The sequence below is a fragment of the Bradyrhizobium sp. SPXBL-04 genome (assembly GCF_051853035.1).
Taxonomy (GTDB): domain Bacteria; phylum Pseudomonadota; class Alphaproteobacteria; order Rhizobiales; family Xanthobacteraceae; genus Bradyrhizobium; species Bradyrhizobium zhanjiangense.
On sequence record NZ_CP182472.1, the window covers coordinates 633,097 to 649,629 of the forward strand.

Genomic DNA, 16,533 nt, shown 5'->3' on the forward strand with positions numbered 1-16,533 from the left:
CTGTCGGGAGATAACATATGAAATCAGCATTCTTGGCCGCCGCGGCCTCGGTCGTATTGTTGGCGGTGCCTGCCTCGGCGCAGGGCGTCAAGATCGGCATCCTCAACGACCAGTCCGGCGTCTATGCCGACTACGGCGGCAAATGGTCGGTCGAGGCCGCCAAGATGGCGATCGAGGATTTTGGCGGCGAGGTGCTCGGCCACAAGATTGAGCTCGTCACCGCCGACCACCAGAACAAGCCGGATCTCGCCAGCTCGATCGCGCGGCGCTGGTACGACGTCGAGAACGTCGACATGATCACGGAGCTGACGACCTCCTCGGTCGCGCTCGCGATCCATGAGCTCTCCAAAGAAAAGAAGAAGATCGACATCGTCGTTGGCGCCGCGACCTCGCGCCTTACCGGCGATGCCTGCCAGCCCTATGGCTTCCACTGGGCCTACGACACCCGCGCGCTCGGCGTCGGCACCGGCGGTGCGCTGACCAAGGCCGGCGGCGACACCTGGTTCTTCCTCACCGCGGACTATGCCTTCGGCTACGCGCTGGAAAAGGACACCAGCGAGATCGTCACCGCCAATGGCGGCAAGGTGGTCGGCTCGGTGCGCGTGCCGCTCAACTCGTCGGACTTCTCCTCCTTCCTGCTCCAGGCGCAGAGCTCCAAGGCGAAGATCGTCGGCCTCGCCAATGCCGGCCTCGATACCACCAACTCGATCAAGCAGGCGTCTGAGTTCGGCATCGTCGCCAGTGGCCAGAAGCTCGCGGGCCTGCTGATGACGCTCGCCGAGGTGAACGGCCTCGGGCTTCAGGCCGCGCAAGGCCTGGTGCTGACCGAGGGCTATTACTGGGATCTCAACGATAAGACCCGCAATCTCGGCGAACGCTTCTTCAAGCGCACCGGGCGGATGCCAAGCATGATCCACGCCGGCACCTATTCGGCGACGCTGAGCTATCTCAAGGCGGTCAAGGCTGCCGGCACCAAGGATCCGGACGCGGTCGCCAAGAAGCTGAAGGAGCTGCCGGTCAACGACGACTTCGCGCAAGGCGGCAAGGTGCTCGAGAACGGCCGCATGATCCACGACATGTATCTGTTCGAGGTCAAGAAGCCCTCGGAATCGAAGAAGCCCTGGGACTATTACAAGCTGCTCGCCACCGTCCCCGGCGACAAGGCTTTCTTCACCGCGAAGGAAAGCGGCTGCCCGCTGACGAAGTGAGGCGGAGGTTCAACAAGCACAATGTCGTCCTGGCGAAAGCCAGGACCCATTACCCCGGCTCCTAAATGTTGAAACAAGCTGTGGCCACATCGTGCCCATAACCACGTCCTGTGGTTATGGGTCCTGGCCTTCGCCAGGACGACACCGAGTGTGTGGTGTCGCCCTCGGCTTCACGTCATCCGCAACACCACGGCCCCCAGCGCCGCCGCCCACAGCGCCATGGCGGCGAGGGCTTGGATCGCGAAGCCCGGGCTGCGCTTTGCCGCCGCCTTGGAATAGCCGATGAAATAGACGATGCGGCCGATGATCCAGACCACGCCGATGCCGGCTGCGATGGCGTCGCTGATATAGGTCGCGAACAGCCACAGTGCCGGCAGGAAGATCGGCATCCATTCCAGCGTGTTCATCTGGATGCGGAAGGCGCGTTCGAAATCCGGATGGCCCGACATCGCCGGCACCTTGACGCCGGTCTTGTCGCGCGACCGCGCGACGTTGATACAGGTGAAGAAATAAAATGCGATCGCTAGAAGCGTGACGAGGGCGGTGAGATGATACATCGTTAGTTCCTTCGCAGAGATCGCGCTTCAATAGCCGGTCAGCTCGAGATAGCCAACGCCGTCATGCGTGCCGGAAAAGCTGATCGGTCCCTCCCAATAGGAGAAGCCGGTCCCCATCCAAGCCCTTGGATTGAGTGGCTTGCACAGGATCGAGAACGATCGCGAGGGGATTGCGATCTGCCATTCCACCGGCAGCTTGCGTCCCGCAACGTCCGCGGTTGCCTTCGGAATCATCTGGATCTCGCCCCCTGCAATCATCTGCGTCTCGCCGGCGGCGCTGATCCAATTGCCGAACGGATAGTTTTGGCCGTCCTTCTGCCGCAGCCGGTACAGCATCAGCTTGTCGCCGGATGCGAGATGCAGCGACAGCCAGTCCCAGCCGGTCTGGTCGGCATCGAGGGGCTGGCTGCTCCATTCCCGGTCCATCCAGGCCTGGCCTGACACCTCGACCTGCTTGTTATCGATGGTGAGCGTGCCGCGCGCGCGGTAGAACGGCTGGCTGTAATAGTAGGACGCCTGCCCGCGCTCCGACTTGCGGCTGTAGCCGCCGTCGCCCTGCAACGCCACCGGACGGTCGGCCTCCAGCGTCAGTGCGTAGCTGAAGTCGATGCCGGACGCCTTCAGCGTCAGCGGCGCCAGCGTGCGATCGTCGGTGCGCTCAAGACCCTTCATCTCCCAATCGTCGATCCAGGCATCGAAAGGCTTGGCCGTGACGCCGGCCTGCCCAACGCCACCGCGTGAAAACGTCTCGTTGAAGCGATGGGTGTCGGCGCGCGTCACCGCCGCATGTCCCATCCACACCTGCTGATTGCCCCAGCCCTCGGCTTGCGGGCCCGGCTGCGCCGCCTGGCGGAACAGCGTCCATTGCAGGCCGCAAGCCGCGCCGCTGCTATCGACGAGGTTCGCCGTGAGATACCACCACTCGATGCGAAATTCCGGATGCGGCCCGTGATCGCTCGGAAAGGTGAAGACCTTCCCCGGCGTCACCTTGGCAAAGCCATCAGCGGTCTCGCCGAGCCCGGCATAGCCCTGCGCGCGTGCGCGGCGCGCGAGCGCCAGCGCGGCAACGCCGCCGGCGAAGGCGCGCCGTGAGATCCGATCAGCGCTCATTGGCGAACACCTTGACGAGGTTCGCTGGCTGCATCCGCGCCAGCCGTAGCATCGGCAGCAGTGCGGCAATCAGCGAGGCGAGCAGCGCGACCGCGACCAGTTCGACCAGTTGCAGCGGAAACACATGGAACGGCAGCCGCCAGCCGAACGCCTTCACATTGACGATCGCGATCAGGCACCACGCCACCAACAGGCCGAGCGGCACCGCCAGCAGCGATGTGAACAGCGCAACCGACAGCGTCTTGGTCAATTCGATCGCGGCAAGGCGCGGCCGGGTGAGCCCGATCGCCCACAGCGGCGCGAGCTGCGGCAGGCGGGAGTTCGCCAGCGTGAGCAGGCTCGTGAGCAGCGCGATGCCGGCGACGCCGAGCGTAAAGGCGTTCAGCGCGGAGGTCACCGCAAAGGTGCGGTTGAAGATGCGGATCGATTCCGCCTTCACCGTGGCCTGGTCGGCGACGCTGCGATCGTCGAGCGAAAACTGCTTCTGCAAGGCCGCGATCAGGCCGGAGATATTCTCCTTCGCGACGATGAGCCCGATCCGCGTCTGCGGCGTCTGCGGAAAATGCCGGATCAGCGCCGCGACGTTGACCGCGAGCTGCCCCTTGGGGTTGCCGTAATCGGCATAGATGCCGACGATGTCGAGCTCCCAGGTCCCGCCCGGTGCCGGTACCTCTAAGACGTCGCCGACGCGGACGTTGAGGCGGCGGCTCAGCTGCTCGCTGATGAAGGCGGCATTGCCCGGCACGAGCCGGGTCCAGGCACGCGGCGCGGCTTCCAAGAGCGGCCAGCGCTCGCGATAGAGCGCGTGATCGGGCAGGCCAAGCAATTCCACCGATTGCCCCTGAACTTGCGCCTCCGCACGTCCGCCCGAGAGGATCGCCTGGACATCGCTACGCTCGCGCAGCCAGTTGCGGATCGCAACACCTTGCGTGTTGTCGGACGCGCTGATGTAGACGTCGGCCGCCAGCCGTCCATTGAGCCAGCCGATGAAGGTCCGGCTGAACGTCTCCACCATGGTGGACACCCCGACATTGACGGCGAGCGCGAGCAGCAGCGCCATCAGCGCCAGCGATAATCCGGAGAGTTGTTGCCGGCTGTCGGCCCAGAACCACAGTGCGAGCGGCCTTCGTGCGAGGCGCTGGCCGAGGAGCAGGATGATCTCGAGAAATGCCGGCAGGATCAGCGCCGCGCCGAACATCAGCGCCGCCAGCACGCCAAAGCCGGCGATCAGCGATTGCCCATAGTGAAGCAGCAGCAGCGCGACCGCGAACACCATGCACGCCGCAGCACTTTGCAGGATCAGCCAGCGGCGTTGCCGCTGCTGCCAGGCGCGCGGCTGCGCCGTTGCCAGCACCGGCATCCTGATCGCCTTGATCAGGCTGGTTGCGGCCGCCACCAGCGCGCCGGCAACGCTGATGCCGATACCGGCCAGCCACCATTCGGGACGCAGCGTGAGCTGCCCCGGGATCTGCGCGCCATAGAGCCCGCGCAACGACGCTGCGACGTCGGGCAACAGCGCGGCCGCGATGAAATAGCCGCAGACGAGCCCGATCAGCCCGGCGACCAGCGCCAATACGACCAGCTCGACCACCAGCACCGTGTTGACCAGCCGCGCCGAGGCGCCGCAGGCGCGCAACGTGCGCAGCATCGGCAGCCGCTGCTCGAAGGCGAGGCCGACGGCTGAGTTGACGATGAAGAGCCCGACGAAGAACGACAGCAGACCGAAGGCGGTGAGATTGAGGTGAAAACTGTCGGTGAGGCGCTCCAGCTCCGTCTCCGCATTCGACTCGACCCGCTGCAATTGATCGCCGACGACGCTTTGCAGTGGCGCGGGCTTGCCCTTCGCCTTGCCGAGCAGGAGCCGCGACACCTGGGCCGGCTTGTTGAGTAGCCGCTGCGCCACGCCGATATCGACCACGAGCACGTCGGACACGAGCTGCGGCAGCACGCGCAGTGGCGGCAACTTCGCGCCGCTGCTGATCGCCGGCGCCGCGCCTTCCGGCTCCTGCAAATCGGTCAGCGTCTCCCGCGCCACCAGCGTCTGGCCTGGCGGCGAAACAAAGCTGCTCAAATCAGATGCACCAAGGCGCGGTGCATTGCCAACGTCGGCCGGCAGCGTCACCGGCTCGATGCCGAGCAGTCGCATTGTGTGTCCATTGATCTGGACCCTTCCCTCCAGCACCGGGGAGACCGGCCAGCCCGCGCGGCGGAGTCTTATGAACAGCTCTTGGGAAAAGGTCGCGGTATCAGGCGCCACCAGCATCGCGGTGCGCGCGCCGCCGAATGTCGCGGCGGCGCGGTCATAGGCGCTGCGGGCCTGCTGGTTGATCGCCTGCACGCCGCTCCACAGCGCGGTCGCCGCGATCAGCCCGATCAACAGCGTTGCGAACTGCATCCTGTGGCGCCGCCAATGGCTCAGCAGTACGGCGAGGACCCACAGTACGCGCCTCATGCGATGCGCCCCCCATGCAAAGTGAGGTGGCGGTCGAGCGTCGCTGCCAGATGCAGGCTGTGCGTCACCATCAGGAAGCCGCAGCCGGTGCGCGCCACGAGATCGCGCGTCAGCGCCAGCACGTCCTCGGCGGTGGTTTCGTCCAGATTGCCGGTCGGCTCGTCCGCCAGCAGCAGCGAGGGCTTTGTCGCCAAGGCCCGGCCGATCGCGACCCGCTGCTGCTGTCCGCCTGATAATTGCTCTGGATAACGCTTGAGCAGGCTGCCAAGTCCGAGCCTTTCGACCAGCTCTTTCGTCCAGACCGCATCATGTCGGCCGGCGATCCGGGCCTGGAAGGCGAGATTGTCCGCGACCGACAGGCTCGGGATCAGGTTGAACTGCTGGAACACCAGGCCGATCCGGTCGCGTCGCAGCTCCGCGCGTCCCGCATCCGACAGCTTGGTGACCTCGATATCCGCCAGCCGGATCGAACCGCTATCGGCAGCATCGAGCCCGGCGATCAGGTGCAGCAGCGTGCTCTTGCCGCTGCCTGATTCTCCCGTCAGCGCGACCCGCTCGCCGGCCCGGAGGTCGAGATCGACGCCACGCAGCACGTGGACCGGCTCGCCGGCCGAGAAGAAGGTCTTGGATAGATTTTTGATGCTCAGCACGATCAATGGCGCCGGACGGAATTAACGGAAATGCTGCGTAGCACACTTGCTGCGGAAATGCCGGGTTGCGTTGGTCTCGAACCCGTTGTTAGCTCCCAAGACGGCCAAATCAAAAAACTGCCGAAAAGACATAAACGGGGAGATTCATGAGCGCTCAGGGAACGCCGTCCGCGGCGAGCAAGCCGACCGGGACGCCGAAGGGCGCCTGGACCATCACCTTTCTCCTGTTCCTGTTCATGCTGGTGAACTTCGCCGACAAGATCGTCGTCGGCCTCGCCGGCGTACCGATCATGGCGGACCTCAAGCTCACGCCGGAGCAATTCGGCCTGCTCGGCTCCTCGTTCTTCTTCCTGTTCTCGATCTCGGCCATCGTGGTCGGCTTCATCGTCAACAAGGTGCCGACGCGCTGGGTGCTGTTGGCGCTCGCGGTGGTCTGGGCGTTGGCGCAGTTTCCGATGGTCGGCACCGTCTCCTTCACCACGCTCCTGATCTGCCGCATCGTGCTGGGCGCCGGCGAAGGCCCGGCCTTCTCGGTCGCCGCGCACGCCGTCTACAAATGGTTCCCCGACGAGAAGCGCACGCTGCCGACCGCGATCCTGTCGCAAGGCTCGGCCTTCGGCGTGATCATCGCGGTGCCGGCGCTGAACTGGATCATCGTCAATCATTCCTGGCACTATGCCTTCGGCGCGCTCGGCGTCATCGGCCTGATCTGGGTCTGTGCCTGGCTCGCGCTCGGCAAGGAAGGCCCGCTGGAGGACACGCAGGCCCTCGCGGCCACCGAAACGAAGATTCCCTACATTCAGCTTCTCACCTCGCGCACCTTCCTCGGCTGCGTCGCCGCGACCTTCGGCGCCTATTGGGCGCTGTCGCTCGGGCTGACCTGGTTCACGCCGTTCATCATCAAGGGCCTCGGCTTCTCGCAGAGCCAGGCTGGCTGGATCTCGACCCTGCCCTGGATCTTCGGCGCCACCATCGTGATCCTGACCGGCTGGATCTCGCAATTGATGATGGCCCGCGGCTCGACCACGCGCGTCGCCCGCGGCGTGCTCGGCTCCGTGCCGCTGATCGTCGGCGGCCTGATCCTGGCGTCGATGCCGCATGTCCAGGGCGCCGGCCTTCAGCTCGCCTTGCTCGTGATCGGAACGGGCCTGTGCGGCGCGATCTATGTCGTCTGCCCGCCCATGCTCGGCGAGTTCACGCCGACCTCGCAGCGCGGCGCCATCCTCGCGATCTACGGCGCGCTCTATACGCTCTCGGGCATCATCGCACCCGCCGTGATGGGCACCGTGATCCAGCATGCCGGCAGCATGCTCGACGGCTACATGACCGGCTTCACCATCAACGCCGCGATCATGGTCGGCTCCGGCCTGCTCGGTCTGCTCCTGCTGTGGCCGAACACCGAACGCGCCAGGCTGACCGGTGGTGCCGCCTCGCAGGCGAGCGCGCTGAAGAGCGCGGTGTCGCCGACGTAAGGGGGTACGCTGCCTGTCAACCAAGGCTGTCGTCCTGGACAAGCGAGCGTAGCGAGCGCTGATCCAGGACCCACTACCCCAGGAAGTAGTTTTGCGAAGAATTGTGGTCACCAGCTTCGTGCCACAACTTCTTCTTGGGGTAATGGGTCCTGGCTTTCGCCAGGACGACACGGAGATTGAGGCGCGGTCTTCGCGTCTCAGATGCAGTCTCCGCTAACTCACCACCCCCTGCGCGCCCCGAATCAGCTTCCCCGGCCGGCGCCCGGTGGCCTCGCCCTGCCGCCGCGTCACCACGCCGGACACGATCGTCGCCTCGTAACCGTCGACATCCTGCAATAGCCGTCGGCCGCCGACCGGCAGGTCGTAATGCACCTTCGGCGGATGCAGATGCAGGCGGTCGTAGTCGATCACATTGACGTCGGCCTTGTAGCCGGGCGCAATCAATCCGCGATCGGTGAGGCCGACCGAGAGCGCGGTCTTGCGCGACTGCGCCGCGACCACGAACGGGATCGACAGTTTCTCGCCGCGCTTGCGGTCCCGCGTCCAGTGCGTCAGCAGATAGGTCGGGAAGCTGGCATCGCAGATGATGCCGCAATGCGCGCCGCCGTCGGACAGGCCGGGCACCGATTGCGGATCGATCAGCATCTCGCGCGTCGCATCCAAGTTGCCGTCGGAATAGTTGAGGAAGGGCACGTAGAGCATGCCGCGGCCCTCGTCCGACAGCATCGCATCGTAGGCGAGCTCCTCCGGCTGCCGGCCCTGCCTGCGCGCCTGCGGCCCGAGTGCGTTCTCCGGCGGCTGCTCATAGTCGGGGGGATCGCCGAGCAAAAACATCTTGTCGTAGTTGGGCCGGAAGAACAGCTGATCGTCGGTCGCGGTCGCCGTCTCGCTCAGGATCGCCTTGCGCACATCGGACTGATGCAGCCGCGCGAGGCGCTCCTGCAGCGGCAGATGCGCGATCGCCTTGTAGCTCGGATGGGTCTGGAACGGGTTGCGCGACAGCTCGAGCCCGAGCAACAGGCCCACCGGGCGCGCCGCGATCTGCGCGGTGATGGAGAGGCCTCGCTGTGCGGCCGCATTGATCTCGTCCAGCGTCTGGCGCCAGCGCTGCGGCGCCTTGTCGTTCTGGGTGATCGAGAATGAGATCGGGCATTTGGTGGCATCCGCCACCCGCAGCATCATCGGCAGGTCTTCGTGGATGGTGGAGAGATCGAGCACGAATTGCAGCACGCTGCGGCCCTGCCGATGCATCGCGCCGGCGATCGCGGTGAGCTCGTCCTCGCCCGCCTTCAGGGTCGGCGTGAAATCGCCGGTCGAGGTGCGATGGTTGAGGGTGCGCGAGGTCGAGAAGCCGAGCGCGCCGGAGCGCACCGCCTCGCCCGCGAGCCTCGCCATCGCCGCGTTGTCCTCGGCGGTCGAGGGATCGCGGCGCGCGCCGCGCTCGCCCATGACATAGACGCGCAGCGCCGCATGCGGCAGTTGGGCGCCGACGTCGATGTCGAAATCGCGCTTGGAGAGCCAGTCCATGTAGTCCGGAAAGCTCTCCCAGGCCCAGGGAATCCCGGCGCTCAGCACCGGCTCGGGAATGTCTTCGACACCTTCCATCAGCTGGATCAGGCGGGTGTGGTCGGCAGGCCTGCACGGCGCAAAACCGACGCCGCAATTGCCCATGATCGCGGTGGTGACGCCGTTCTGCGACGACGGCGTGATGTCCTGGCTCCAGGTCACCTGCCCGTCGTAATGGGTGTGCACGTCGACGAAACCCGGCGTCACCAGTTTGCCGCGCGCGTCGATCTCCTCCTTGCCCTTGGCCGAAACCTTTCCGACCTCGCTGATCCTGCCGCCGGTGATGGCAACGTCGGCCTCGAACAATTCGCCCCCGCGCCCATCCGCAACGGTGCCGCCGCGGATCACGAGATCAGGATTGGTCATGCGTTTCTTCCCGTCTGTTTTGTTGTTGTTTGCGCAATTCTCTCTACTCGTCGTCCCGGACAAGCGCGCCTCAAGCGCGCGCAGATCCGGGACCCATAACCACCGAATTGTGTTTGGCGAAGACTTGGAGTGACCAGTCTCGCGCGACGACTCCTTCCTGGGGTAATGGGTCCTGGCGTTCGCCAGGACGACAGATGAATTCGTGGCTACGCCGCGGCTTGCCGCTTCCGCTCCGTGAACGGTGACAGCACCACCGTCGCCACCATGAAGATCACGGAGGCGCCGAACACCCAATGCGGCGCGCTCTGGTCCATGATCCAGCCGAACAGCAGCGGGCTGACGATGCCGCCGAGATTGAATCCGGTGGAGACGATGCCGAAGGCGCGGCCGGCAGCGCCCGGAGGTGCGGCATTGCGGACCAGCATGTCACGCGAGGGTGCGATCACGCCGCTGAGGAAGCCCGCGGCCGTCATGGCAGTGGTGAGAGCCCAGCTGGGCAGCGTGGCGAGTGCGATCAGCAGGACGATCGCCGCATTCGCGGCAAAGCAGGCCGCGGCGACCTGGCCGTGGCGCTCAGTCCGGTCGGCGAGGAAGCCGCCCGCGAGCACGCCGATGGCGCTGGCGCCGAGGAATGCCGTCAGCGCGACATTGGCGGCGGAGTAGGAGGCGCCGTAGCCGCTCATCAGCGCCACCACGCCGAAATTGTTGATGCCGGCGACCGACAGGCTCAGCAGCATGAACAGCGCGGTCAGCGTGATCAGCGCCGGCGTGATGACGGCCTGTTTTGGCGCGTTCGCGCTGCCCGGCTTCTTCTTATGTGCGCCGGCGTCGGGAATGTTCATGGCGATCAGCAGCAGCGCCACCGCGACGCCGATCGCGCCCGAGGCGATCAGCGCCCCAGTGCCGCCGGACAATGTGACGAGCGCCGCCACGATGGCCGGTGCGACGGCGCCGCCGAGAAAGCCGGCAAAGGTATGGATCGAAAAGGCGCGGCCCATCCGCGCCTCGTCCATGTGCTCGGCCAGGATCGCGTAATCGGCGGGATGATAGACGCTGTTGGCGAGGCCCAGCAGCACGGCGCAGGCGATCAGCGAGGCGTAGCTGAGGTGCAGGCCAAGCAAGATCAGCGCGACGCCGCCAAGCCCGAGCCCGGCCAGTAGAATTCGCCGCGCGCCAAAATGGTCGACGAGATAGCCGGTCGGCGCCTGCGTCAATCCCGACACCACCGCAAACACGGTGAGCGCGAAGCCGAGCTCGATATAGCCGACGCCGAGCTGGCTCTTGAGGAACGGGAACAGCATCGGCAGCACCAGCAGATGGAAATGGCTGACCCAATGCGCGATCGAAATCCCCGTCAGCGTGCGCAGCGCGCTGTCCGCCTTGCCTTGCTGCGCTGCGGCGAGAACGTCGACCATTGCAGTTCCGTCTTGCGTCCGAAAGGGAGGCGCAAACTATCGGGCAGAGCGGTTATTTGTCCATGAACGCAGGCGCATGGCAGGTAGCGCGGGCGGTGGACGTGAGAACGCCTCCCTACGTCGTCCTGGACAAGCGCAGCCCCAGACAACGCGCAGCGTTGTCTGGGGCGGAGCGCCGATCCAGGACCCATTCCCCAGGAGCAGTTTGGCGAAGATTCGGAGTTGCTTGCTCGTCCCACCATTCCGCGCTGGGGTAATGGGTCCTGGTTTTCGCCAGGACGACGGCGGAGGGTGTGACGCCAGTGCGCCGTCAAACTCAACCTGGCACCGCCTCACAACGGCTCGTCGTCCGGCCCGTAGCGGTCGCGCTTCGGCGTCGCGATGTCGCCGTCCTCGTGGTCGTCGTCGATCTCGCGCGGCGGCAGCGGCTTTTTTGCCTTGTCGCTCGGCGCTCTGTTGTCCGCGATTTTGGGCGGCTGGCTCGGCTTGCCGGTCTTGGCCATGGCTGGTTCCGGATGGTGATGCTGCACCCGATCCTATCCGGACAATATGTGCGGTACCTGACCTATCGCAAGAAGGGGCGGCCGTTCAGTGCATCACCGGGCCGCCCGCCTTCTTCCAGGCATCCAGGCCGCCGGCGATATGGGCGGTGTTGGAAAGGCCGGCCTCCTTGGCGGCGGTCACCGCCATCGCCGAGCGTTCGCCGAAGGCGCAGAAAAACACGACGCGGCGGCCGGTGGCGGCCGCGACTTCGCGCAGCATGCCGCCGGGCTTGAGGCTCTCCTCCACGGATTGATAGGGCGTGTGCAGCGCGCCTTCGAGCATGCCGTGCTTCATCCGCTCGTTGCTCTCGCGCAGATCGACCAGCAGGACGTCGGGACGGCCGAGGATGCGGATCGCTTCGATCGCGCTGAGCGCGCGGCCCTCTTTCTCGAGCTCCTCCTGATGCAGGCCGACATGCATGTTGGCGGGGACCGCCACATCCATCATCTTCGGATTGGGCAGCTTCAGATTGGCCATCAGCTCGATATATTCGTCGACCGAGCGCACCTGGAGCCGCGGATTGTAGCGCTTCTCCTCGCCGATGGTGGAGACGGTGTCGCCCTTGTAGTCATGCGCCGGGAACACCATCGTCTCGTCCGGCAGCTTGAGCAGGCGGTTGAAGATCGAGTCGTATTGCGCGCGCGATGAGCCGTTCTGGAAATCGGTGCGGCCGGTGCCGCGGATCAGGAGCGTATCGCCGGTGAAGACGCGGTCGCCCATCAGATAGGAGTAGGAATCGTCGGTATGGCCGGGCGTGTACATCACGTCGAGCGACAGGCCCTCGATCGTCACCTTGTCGCCGTCGGCGACGCGCATCGCCACGACGTCGGCCTTGGTCTGATCGCCCATCACGGTCATGCAATGGGTGCGGTCGCGCAGCTCACCGAGGCCGGTGACGTGGTCGGCGTGCAGATGGGTGTCGACCGCCTTGACCAGCTTGAGGTCGAGCTCGCGCAGCAGCTGGCAGTAGCGATCGACCTTCTCCAGCACGGGATCGAGGATCAGCGCCTCGCCGCCTGGACGGCTCGCAACGAGATAGCTGTAGGTGCCTGAAACGCTGTCGAAGAGCTGGCGGAAGATCATGGCAGGACCCGGCGTGGAACTGATTTCGAGGATTCTACTACGTCGGAGGCCAGGAAGAGAAGCAATTCACTGTGTAGAGAAGAAAATTTGGAAGATTTTTATTGCGGGTGCGGGCAACCCTACGCTCGCTGTCATCGCCCGCGAAGGCGGGCGATCCAGTACTCCGAGACGGCGAAGGGTACGGAGGGGCCGCGGCGTACTGGATTCCCCGCCTGCGCAGGGAATGACAGCGAGGGCGCTGCGGCGGCGTGCCACAAACTCCGGACAGCCGCCCCTACGGCCGCACCACCGTGTACCCGTTCTCCGCCAAAAACAGGATCTGCCCGACTCCGACCTGCACCGGCGTGGCAGCTTGGATGAACTCCGGCCGCTTGCCGGTCTCCCGCTCGAGCGTGTCGACAGTGTTGAGGCAGATGTCGAAGCGCACGCCCTGTGCGATCAGGCTCTCGACCTGCTTGCGGCGCTCGCTGCCGGATAGCAGCAAATCGATGCCGGGACCGAACGCCACCACCTCGATCGCGATCTTGTCGGGATCGTAAGCCTTCAGCAAGTTATTGGCGACGCTCAAGACCAGCGCCTGCTTCCTCGCATCGCCGTCGGAGAGCTGAAGCACGACCTTGTGCTCGGCGAACGGCTTGTCCTGCAGCGGCACCTGCTGGGCAGAAGCCTGTGGAATCGCTGCCCAGATGAGCACTGCCAGAAGCATCGCGGATAAGTGTTGCGACCGCATCATCCCTTTGCTGCAATGCCTGGATTGCCCTCGACCCCTTTCAGCGCGACGCCGGAGCCGAGCCGCTCCTGAAACATCCGGCCCGAGCGCAGATATTTGCCGACGACGTCCCACACCGGCGCACCCTGCTGGCCGTTGATCGAGGCCCAGCCTGCGACCTTGTAGCGATGGCTGGCGCTGAGCGCCGCGCCGCTACTGAGCTTCAGCTCGGAGATGCGGCTGCCGATCGCGGCGTCCGGCGTGCAGGTGTAGCTGAGCCCGCCGGCGCGCACCATGTCGCCACCCTGCTGGTAATAGGGATCCGCGTTGAAGAGGTTGTCGCAGATGTCCTCCAGCACGTCCTTGATCTGTGCGCCGGTCATCTCCTGCACATAGGTCTCGGGATAGCTGATCGCGGTTTCCGCGAGCAGATCCTCCATGGTCAGCGCCTGGCCTGACAGCGCGGTGACGCCCCAGCGGAAGCCCGGCGACAGCGCGATCTCGGCATCGAGCTCGGTGCGCAGCGCCGTGCAGATCAGTTCGTCGACGGGCCCGGAGAAATTGCCGCGGCGGTAGAGCAGGCGATCGGGCGTTGCAATCTTCTCCGACCAGTCGGTCACGTGCGGCGCGCGCAGCCGGCCGATCAGCTCAGCCATCCCAGGATCCGGCTTCAGCAGCTCGGAGAAGACCGGCAGCAGATGATAATGAATGTCGCTGACCTTGCCCTTGCCGATCGCGAGATCGAGCACGGCCAGAAATTTTCCGTTGGAACCGGCATTGGTGACGAGCGTGGTGCCACCGGCGTTCTTCACGGGAATCGGCTGCGGCACCGCGTCATGGGTATGGCCGCCGAGGATGACATCGATGCCGGTGACGCGGCTTGCGAGCTTGAGGTCGACGTCCATGCCGTTGTGCGACAGCAGGATGACTGCATCGACCTTGTCGGTGCCGCGCAAGGCATCGACATGCTTCTGCAACTCCTCCTCGCGGATGCCAAAGGTCCAGTCCGGCGTGAACCGCTTGGGATGCGCGATCGGCACATAGGGGAAAGCCTGGCCGACGATTGCGACGCGATGGCCACCGAGCTCCTTGATGATCGACGGCTTGAACACGCGCCCGCTGGCCTTGTCGAAGGCGGGGGCGTCGTTGAACGCGGCCTCTTCGCTCAGGAACACGTTCTGCGCCAGAAACTCGCCCTTGAAGCGCTCGAGATTGTCACGCAGCGCCTGCTCGCCATAGGTGAATTCCCAATGCCCGGTCATCGCCTCGATGCCGAGCAGATTGGCGACCTCGACCATGTCGCGGCCCTGCATGACGTTAGCGAGCCCCGTGCCCTGCCAGAGGTCGCCGCCGTCGACGAGCACCGAATGCTTTTCCCCGGCGTCGGCGCGCAAGCGGTCGACCAGCGTCTTCAGATGGGCAAAGCCGCCGAGCTTGCCGAAGCGGCCCGCGGATTTCTCGAACTCGAAGCAGGTGAAGGCATAGGCATCCGCACTGTCGGACCGGATGCCGAAGCGCTCCAGGAAGGCGCGCCCGACCAGATGCGGCGGCCGCCCCGCCATCTCGCCGATGCCGATATTGACGCTGGGCTCGCGAAAAAAGACTGGGTTGAGCTGCGCATGCGTGTCGGTGATGTGCAGAATGCGCGCATTGCCGAAGCGCTCGATGTCATAGATGCTCGCGGTGTCGGCGCCGCGCGCGAGCCGCGGCAGTCCAACACATGCGACGGCAAGACCTGCGCTCTTCAGGAAATCGCGGCGCCGGATAGCCATCTCAAAATTCTCCGCGCCCCCGACGCTGTCGACTGTTCCACAAGCATGATCCGCTTTAGCGCAAAGTGTGGTGCGGCTTTCCGACAAGATCGTGCTCAAAGAATGATCTGGAGCACGATGTTCTCGCGCGCCAGGCCCAGTCTAGCGGATTTCCATCGCCTTCCAGGCTTCTTTTTCGGAATTTGCCTGAAAGATCGACGCCTTCGCCAGCGCCTCGGCCTCTTTCGCTGCGGCGAATGCGCGGTCGAAATCGCCGCCCTCAGCCGCCTTCTTCGCCGCCGCCAGGGTCGAGACCGTCGTGGTCCATTGGTGACGCAGGCTGGCCGCCTCCTTGGCTGCGGCTTCCGCGGCGGCATAGGCGGCCTTGTAGTCCGCTTCCGTTGCCGCGTGCGCCGGGGGCAGCGCGATGGTTAACGCAAGCAACATGGCGAGGAGACCTGTCCGCTTCATGGCCGCGCTCCCGGCCCCGAGATCGGCAGGCCGTTGGCGACGTAGGAGAGGAAATACTCGACGTCGCGATATTCGTCCGATTGCGGCTCCAGCGGAACCGCGCGGGTCTGGCTGTTGCAAGTGACGAAGCGGCGGCTGGTCGTGCCCATGCCGCTCCATTCGGACCGGTAGATCGGCATCGCGTTGAGGATGCCGAGCGCCGGCGCCAGGGTCTCGGCACGGATGCGCTCGCCCGGGCTCTGCACGTGGCAGCTCGCACAGGAGAAATTCATCTGGCCGCGGCGGGTGTAGAAGTAGCGCTTGCCGTTCTCGAACGCGGCGAGCGCGCGGGGGTCGTCGGGGATCTTGATGTCCATCGGCTTGCCGCGCGAGGTGAAGGCCATGTAGGCCGTCAGCGAAGCCATCTCGTCCTTGACGTAGGAATAGGGCGCTTCGCCATTGGCCTCGCGGCAGCGGTTGAGCGCGAGCTCCAGCGTGACGACCTTGCCTTCCTTCGTGTCGAAATAGGGATAGTTCTGACGGATGCCGATGCCGCCATTCGGGAAGCAATCGGCATAGGTCTTGCCGTTCTTGAACGGGGTGGCGAACATTTCCTTGCCGGCGTCGAGCGCGAACTCATAAGGAGGAAATTCCTCCTTCTCCTGCCACTGCCGCTTCATGTCCTCGTTCATGGAATAAGGACCGTTGACGAAGTCCTCGTGCTTCACATTCGGAAACTTCTGGAAGAAGAAGTTCTGGAACGCCTTGGCATCGGCGACGGGATCGACCTTGTCGGCCGCGACGACGCGCGGAGAGGTGAGGGCGAACGCAACGAGCGCGGCGCTGAGCGAGCCAAGCAGGAGGGCAGATCGGGTCTTCATCACGAAATCTTCGCGGTGGTCGTATCCGACGCACCCTTGTTGTCGCTCCAGGAGATCTTGAGCTCGTCGCCCTTCTTGGCGCCCTTGAAGCTGAATTTGACGTAAGGGTCCTTGGAGACCGCAGTGCCCCAATTGGCGACGAAGACGTCCTTGCCGTTACATTCGAACTTCAGCTCCTGGATGAAGTGCGCGGGGATCAGCTCACCCTTGGAATCCTTGACCAGGCCGGTATCCATGGGGTGCTGAATCAGCGCCTGCACCTCGGTGATGTCGCCGTTGGCGGTGGCGCGTACGCGAATGCTGGATGCCATCTCGGTTCT

General features: G+C 65.0%; 15 protein-coding genes. 2 read left to right on the forward strand and 13 right to left on the reverse strand.

The genetic code is table 11. The features are described 5' to 3' along the window. The first annotated feature begins 17 nt into the window (after positions 1-17). Positions 18-1,208, forward strand: a complete 1,191-nt coding sequence (locus ACNJX8_RS02885; protein ID WP_439410308.1) for an ABC transporter substrate-binding protein — start codon at positions 18-20, stop codon at positions 1,206-1,208. A gap of 170 nt (positions 1,209-1,378) precedes the next feature. Here ACNJX8_RS02885 and ACNJX8_RS02890 read toward each other — a convergent pair whose 3' ends face one another. The 4 genes from ACNJX8_RS02890 to ACNJX8_RS02905 are packed head-to-tail and all read right to left on the reverse strand — an operon-like array spanning position 1,379 to position 5,977. After that, positions 1,379-1,765: an MAPEG family protein gene (locus ACNJX8_RS02890; protein ID WP_128930827.1), complete on the reverse strand. Its 387-nt coding sequence runs from the start codon at positions 1,763-1,765 to the stop codon at positions 1,379-1,381. Positions 1,766-1,792: 27 nt separating this feature from the next. Continuing rightward, positions 1,793-2,875, reverse strand: coding sequence for a lipocalin-like domain-containing protein (locus ACNJX8_RS02895; RefSeq protein WP_128930828.1), 1,083 nt, complete (start codon positions 2,873-2,875; stop codon positions 1,793-1,795). After that, complete coding sequence (locus ACNJX8_RS02900) at positions 2,865-5,327, reverse strand: FtsX-like permease family protein (protein ID WP_439359532.1); 2,463 nt, start codon at positions 5,325-5,327, stop codon at positions 2,865-2,867. The genes ACNJX8_RS02895 and ACNJX8_RS02900 overlap by 11 nt, the downstream gene beginning before the upstream one ends. After that, positions 5,324-5,977, reverse strand: coding sequence for an ABC transporter ATP-binding protein (locus ACNJX8_RS02905; protein WP_439359534.1), 654 nt, complete (start codon positions 5,975-5,977; stop codon positions 5,324-5,326). The genes ACNJX8_RS02900 and ACNJX8_RS02905 overlap by 4 nt, the downstream gene beginning before the upstream one ends. Before the next feature lie 146 nt (positions 5,978-6,123). Here ACNJX8_RS02905 and ACNJX8_RS02910 point away from each other — a divergent pair, with 146 nt between their 5' ends. After that, the gene (locus ACNJX8_RS02910) at positions 6,124-7,449 is read left to right on the forward strand and encodes an MFS transporter (protein WP_439359536.1); all 1,326 of its coding nucleotides are present in this window, start codon (positions 6,124-6,126) and stop codon (positions 7,447-7,449) included. Between the two features lie 213 nt (positions 7,450-7,662). Here ACNJX8_RS02910 and ACNJX8_RS02915 read toward each other — a convergent pair whose 3' ends face one another. The 9 genes from ACNJX8_RS02915 to soxZ form a co-directional block, all read right to left on the reverse strand. After that, positions 7,663-9,381: an N-acyl-D-amino-acid deacylase family protein gene (locus ACNJX8_RS02915; protein ID WP_439359538.1), complete on the reverse strand. Its 1,719-nt coding sequence runs from the start codon at positions 9,379-9,381 to the stop codon at positions 7,663-7,665. A gap of 206 nt (positions 9,382-9,587) precedes the next feature. Beyond that, entirely contained in the window at positions 9,588-10,796 is a 1,209-nt protein-coding gene (locus ACNJX8_RS02920) for an MFS transporter (protein WP_439359540.1), read from the reverse strand. A gap of 332 nt (positions 10,797-11,128) precedes the next feature. After that, complete coding sequence (locus ACNJX8_RS02925) at positions 11,129-11,299, reverse strand: hypothetical protein (protein ID WP_439359542.1); 171 nt, start codon at positions 11,297-11,299, stop codon at positions 11,129-11,131. An 85-nt stretch (positions 11,300-11,384) separates the two neighbouring features. Further along, on the reverse strand, positions 11,385-12,422 hold the full coding sequence (locus ACNJX8_RS02930; protein WP_439359544.1) for an MBL fold metallo-hydrolase: 1,038 nt from the start codon (positions 12,420-12,422) through the stop codon (positions 11,385-11,387). A 274-nt stretch (positions 12,423-12,696) separates the two neighbouring features. After that, positions 12,697-13,155: a DsrE family protein gene (locus tag ACNJX8_RS02935; RefSeq protein ID WP_128956068.1), complete on the reverse strand. Its 459-nt coding sequence runs from the start codon at positions 13,153-13,155 to the stop codon at positions 12,697-12,699. Then, positions 13,152-14,903 (reverse strand): thiosulfohydrolase SoxB, encoded by a 1,752-nt coding sequence (gene soxB, locus ACNJX8_RS02940; protein ID WP_439359547.1) that lies wholly within the window; start codon positions 14,901-14,903, stop codon positions 13,152-13,154. The genes ACNJX8_RS02935 and soxB overlap by 4 nt, the downstream gene beginning before the upstream one ends. Before the next feature lie 141 nt (positions 14,904-15,044). Further along, positions 15,045-15,353, reverse strand: a complete 309-nt coding sequence (locus ACNJX8_RS02945) for a hypothetical protein (RefSeq protein ID WP_439359549.1) — start codon at positions 15,351-15,353, stop codon at positions 15,045-15,047. Beyond that, positions 15,350-16,213 (reverse strand): sulfur oxidation c-type cytochrome SoxA, encoded by an 864-nt coding sequence (gene soxA / locus ACNJX8_RS02950; protein ID WP_164934866.1) that lies wholly within the window; start codon positions 16,211-16,213, stop codon positions 15,350-15,352. The genes ACNJX8_RS02945 and soxA overlap by 4 nt, the downstream gene beginning before the upstream one ends. Beyond that, on the reverse strand, positions 16,213-16,524 hold the full coding sequence (gene soxZ / locus ACNJX8_RS02955) for a thiosulfate oxidation carrier complex protein SoxZ (RefSeq protein WP_128930839.1): 312 nt from the start codon (positions 16,522-16,524) through the stop codon (positions 16,213-16,215). Before soxZ ends, soxA begins: the two co-directional genes overlap by 1 nt. Between the last annotated feature and the right edge of the window lie 9 nt (positions 16,525-16,533).

Bases quoted from the DNA above. Each gene is read 5' to 3' on its own strand.
- ACNJX8_RS02885 (WP_439410308.1), top strand. From the start codon at position 18: ATGAAATCAGCATTCTTGGCCGCCGCGGCCTCGGTCGTATTGTTGGCG.
- ACNJX8_RS02890 (WP_128930827.1), bottom strand. From the start codon at position 1,765: ATGTATCATCTCACCGCCCTCGTCACGCTTCTAGCGATCGCATTTTAT.
- ACNJX8_RS02895 (WP_128930828.1), bottom strand. From the start codon at position 2,875: ATGAGCGCTGATCGGATCTCACGGCGCGCCTTCGCCGGCGGCGTTGCC.
- ACNJX8_RS02900 (WP_439359532.1), bottom strand. From the start codon at position 5,327: ATGAGGCGCGTACTGTGGGTCCTCGCCGTACTGCTGAGCCATTGGCGG.
- ACNJX8_RS02910 (WP_439359536.1), top strand. From the start codon at position 6,124: ATGAGCGCTCAGGGAACGCCGTCCGCGGCGAGCAAGCCGACCGGGACG.
- ACNJX8_RS02915 (WP_439359538.1), bottom strand. From the start codon at position 9,381: ATGACCAATCCTGATCTCGTGATCCGCGGCGGCACCGTTGCGGATGGG.
- ACNJX8_RS02920 (WP_439359540.1), bottom strand. From the start codon at position 10,796: ATGGTCGACGTTCTCGCCGCAGCGCAGCAAGGCAAGGCGGACAGCGCG.
- ACNJX8_RS02925 (WP_439359542.1), bottom strand. From the start codon at position 11,299: ATGGCCAAGACCGGCAAGCCGAGCCAGCCGCCCAAAATCGCGGACAAC.
- ACNJX8_RS02930 (WP_439359544.1), bottom strand. From the start codon at position 12,422: ATGATCTTCCGCCAGCTCTTCGACAGCGTTTCAGGCACCTACAGCTAT.
- ACNJX8_RS02935 (WP_128956068.1), bottom strand. From the start codon at position 13,155: ATGATGCGGTCGCAACACTTATCCGCGATGCTTCTGGCAGTGCTCATC.
- soxB (WP_439359547.1), bottom strand. From the start codon at position 14,903: ATGGCTATCCGGCGCCGCGATTTCCTGAAGAGCGCAGGTCTTGCCGTC.
- ACNJX8_RS02945 (WP_439359549.1), bottom strand. From the start codon at position 15,353: ATGAAGCGGACAGGTCTCCTCGCCATGTTGCTTGCGTTAACCATCGCG.
- soxA (WP_164934866.1), bottom strand. From the start codon at position 16,213: ATGAAGACCCGATCTGCCCTCCTGCTTGGCTCGCTCAGCGCCGCGCTC.
- soxZ (WP_128930839.1), bottom strand. From the start codon at position 16,524: ATGGCATCCAGCATTCGCGTACGCGCCACCGCCAACGGCGACATCACC.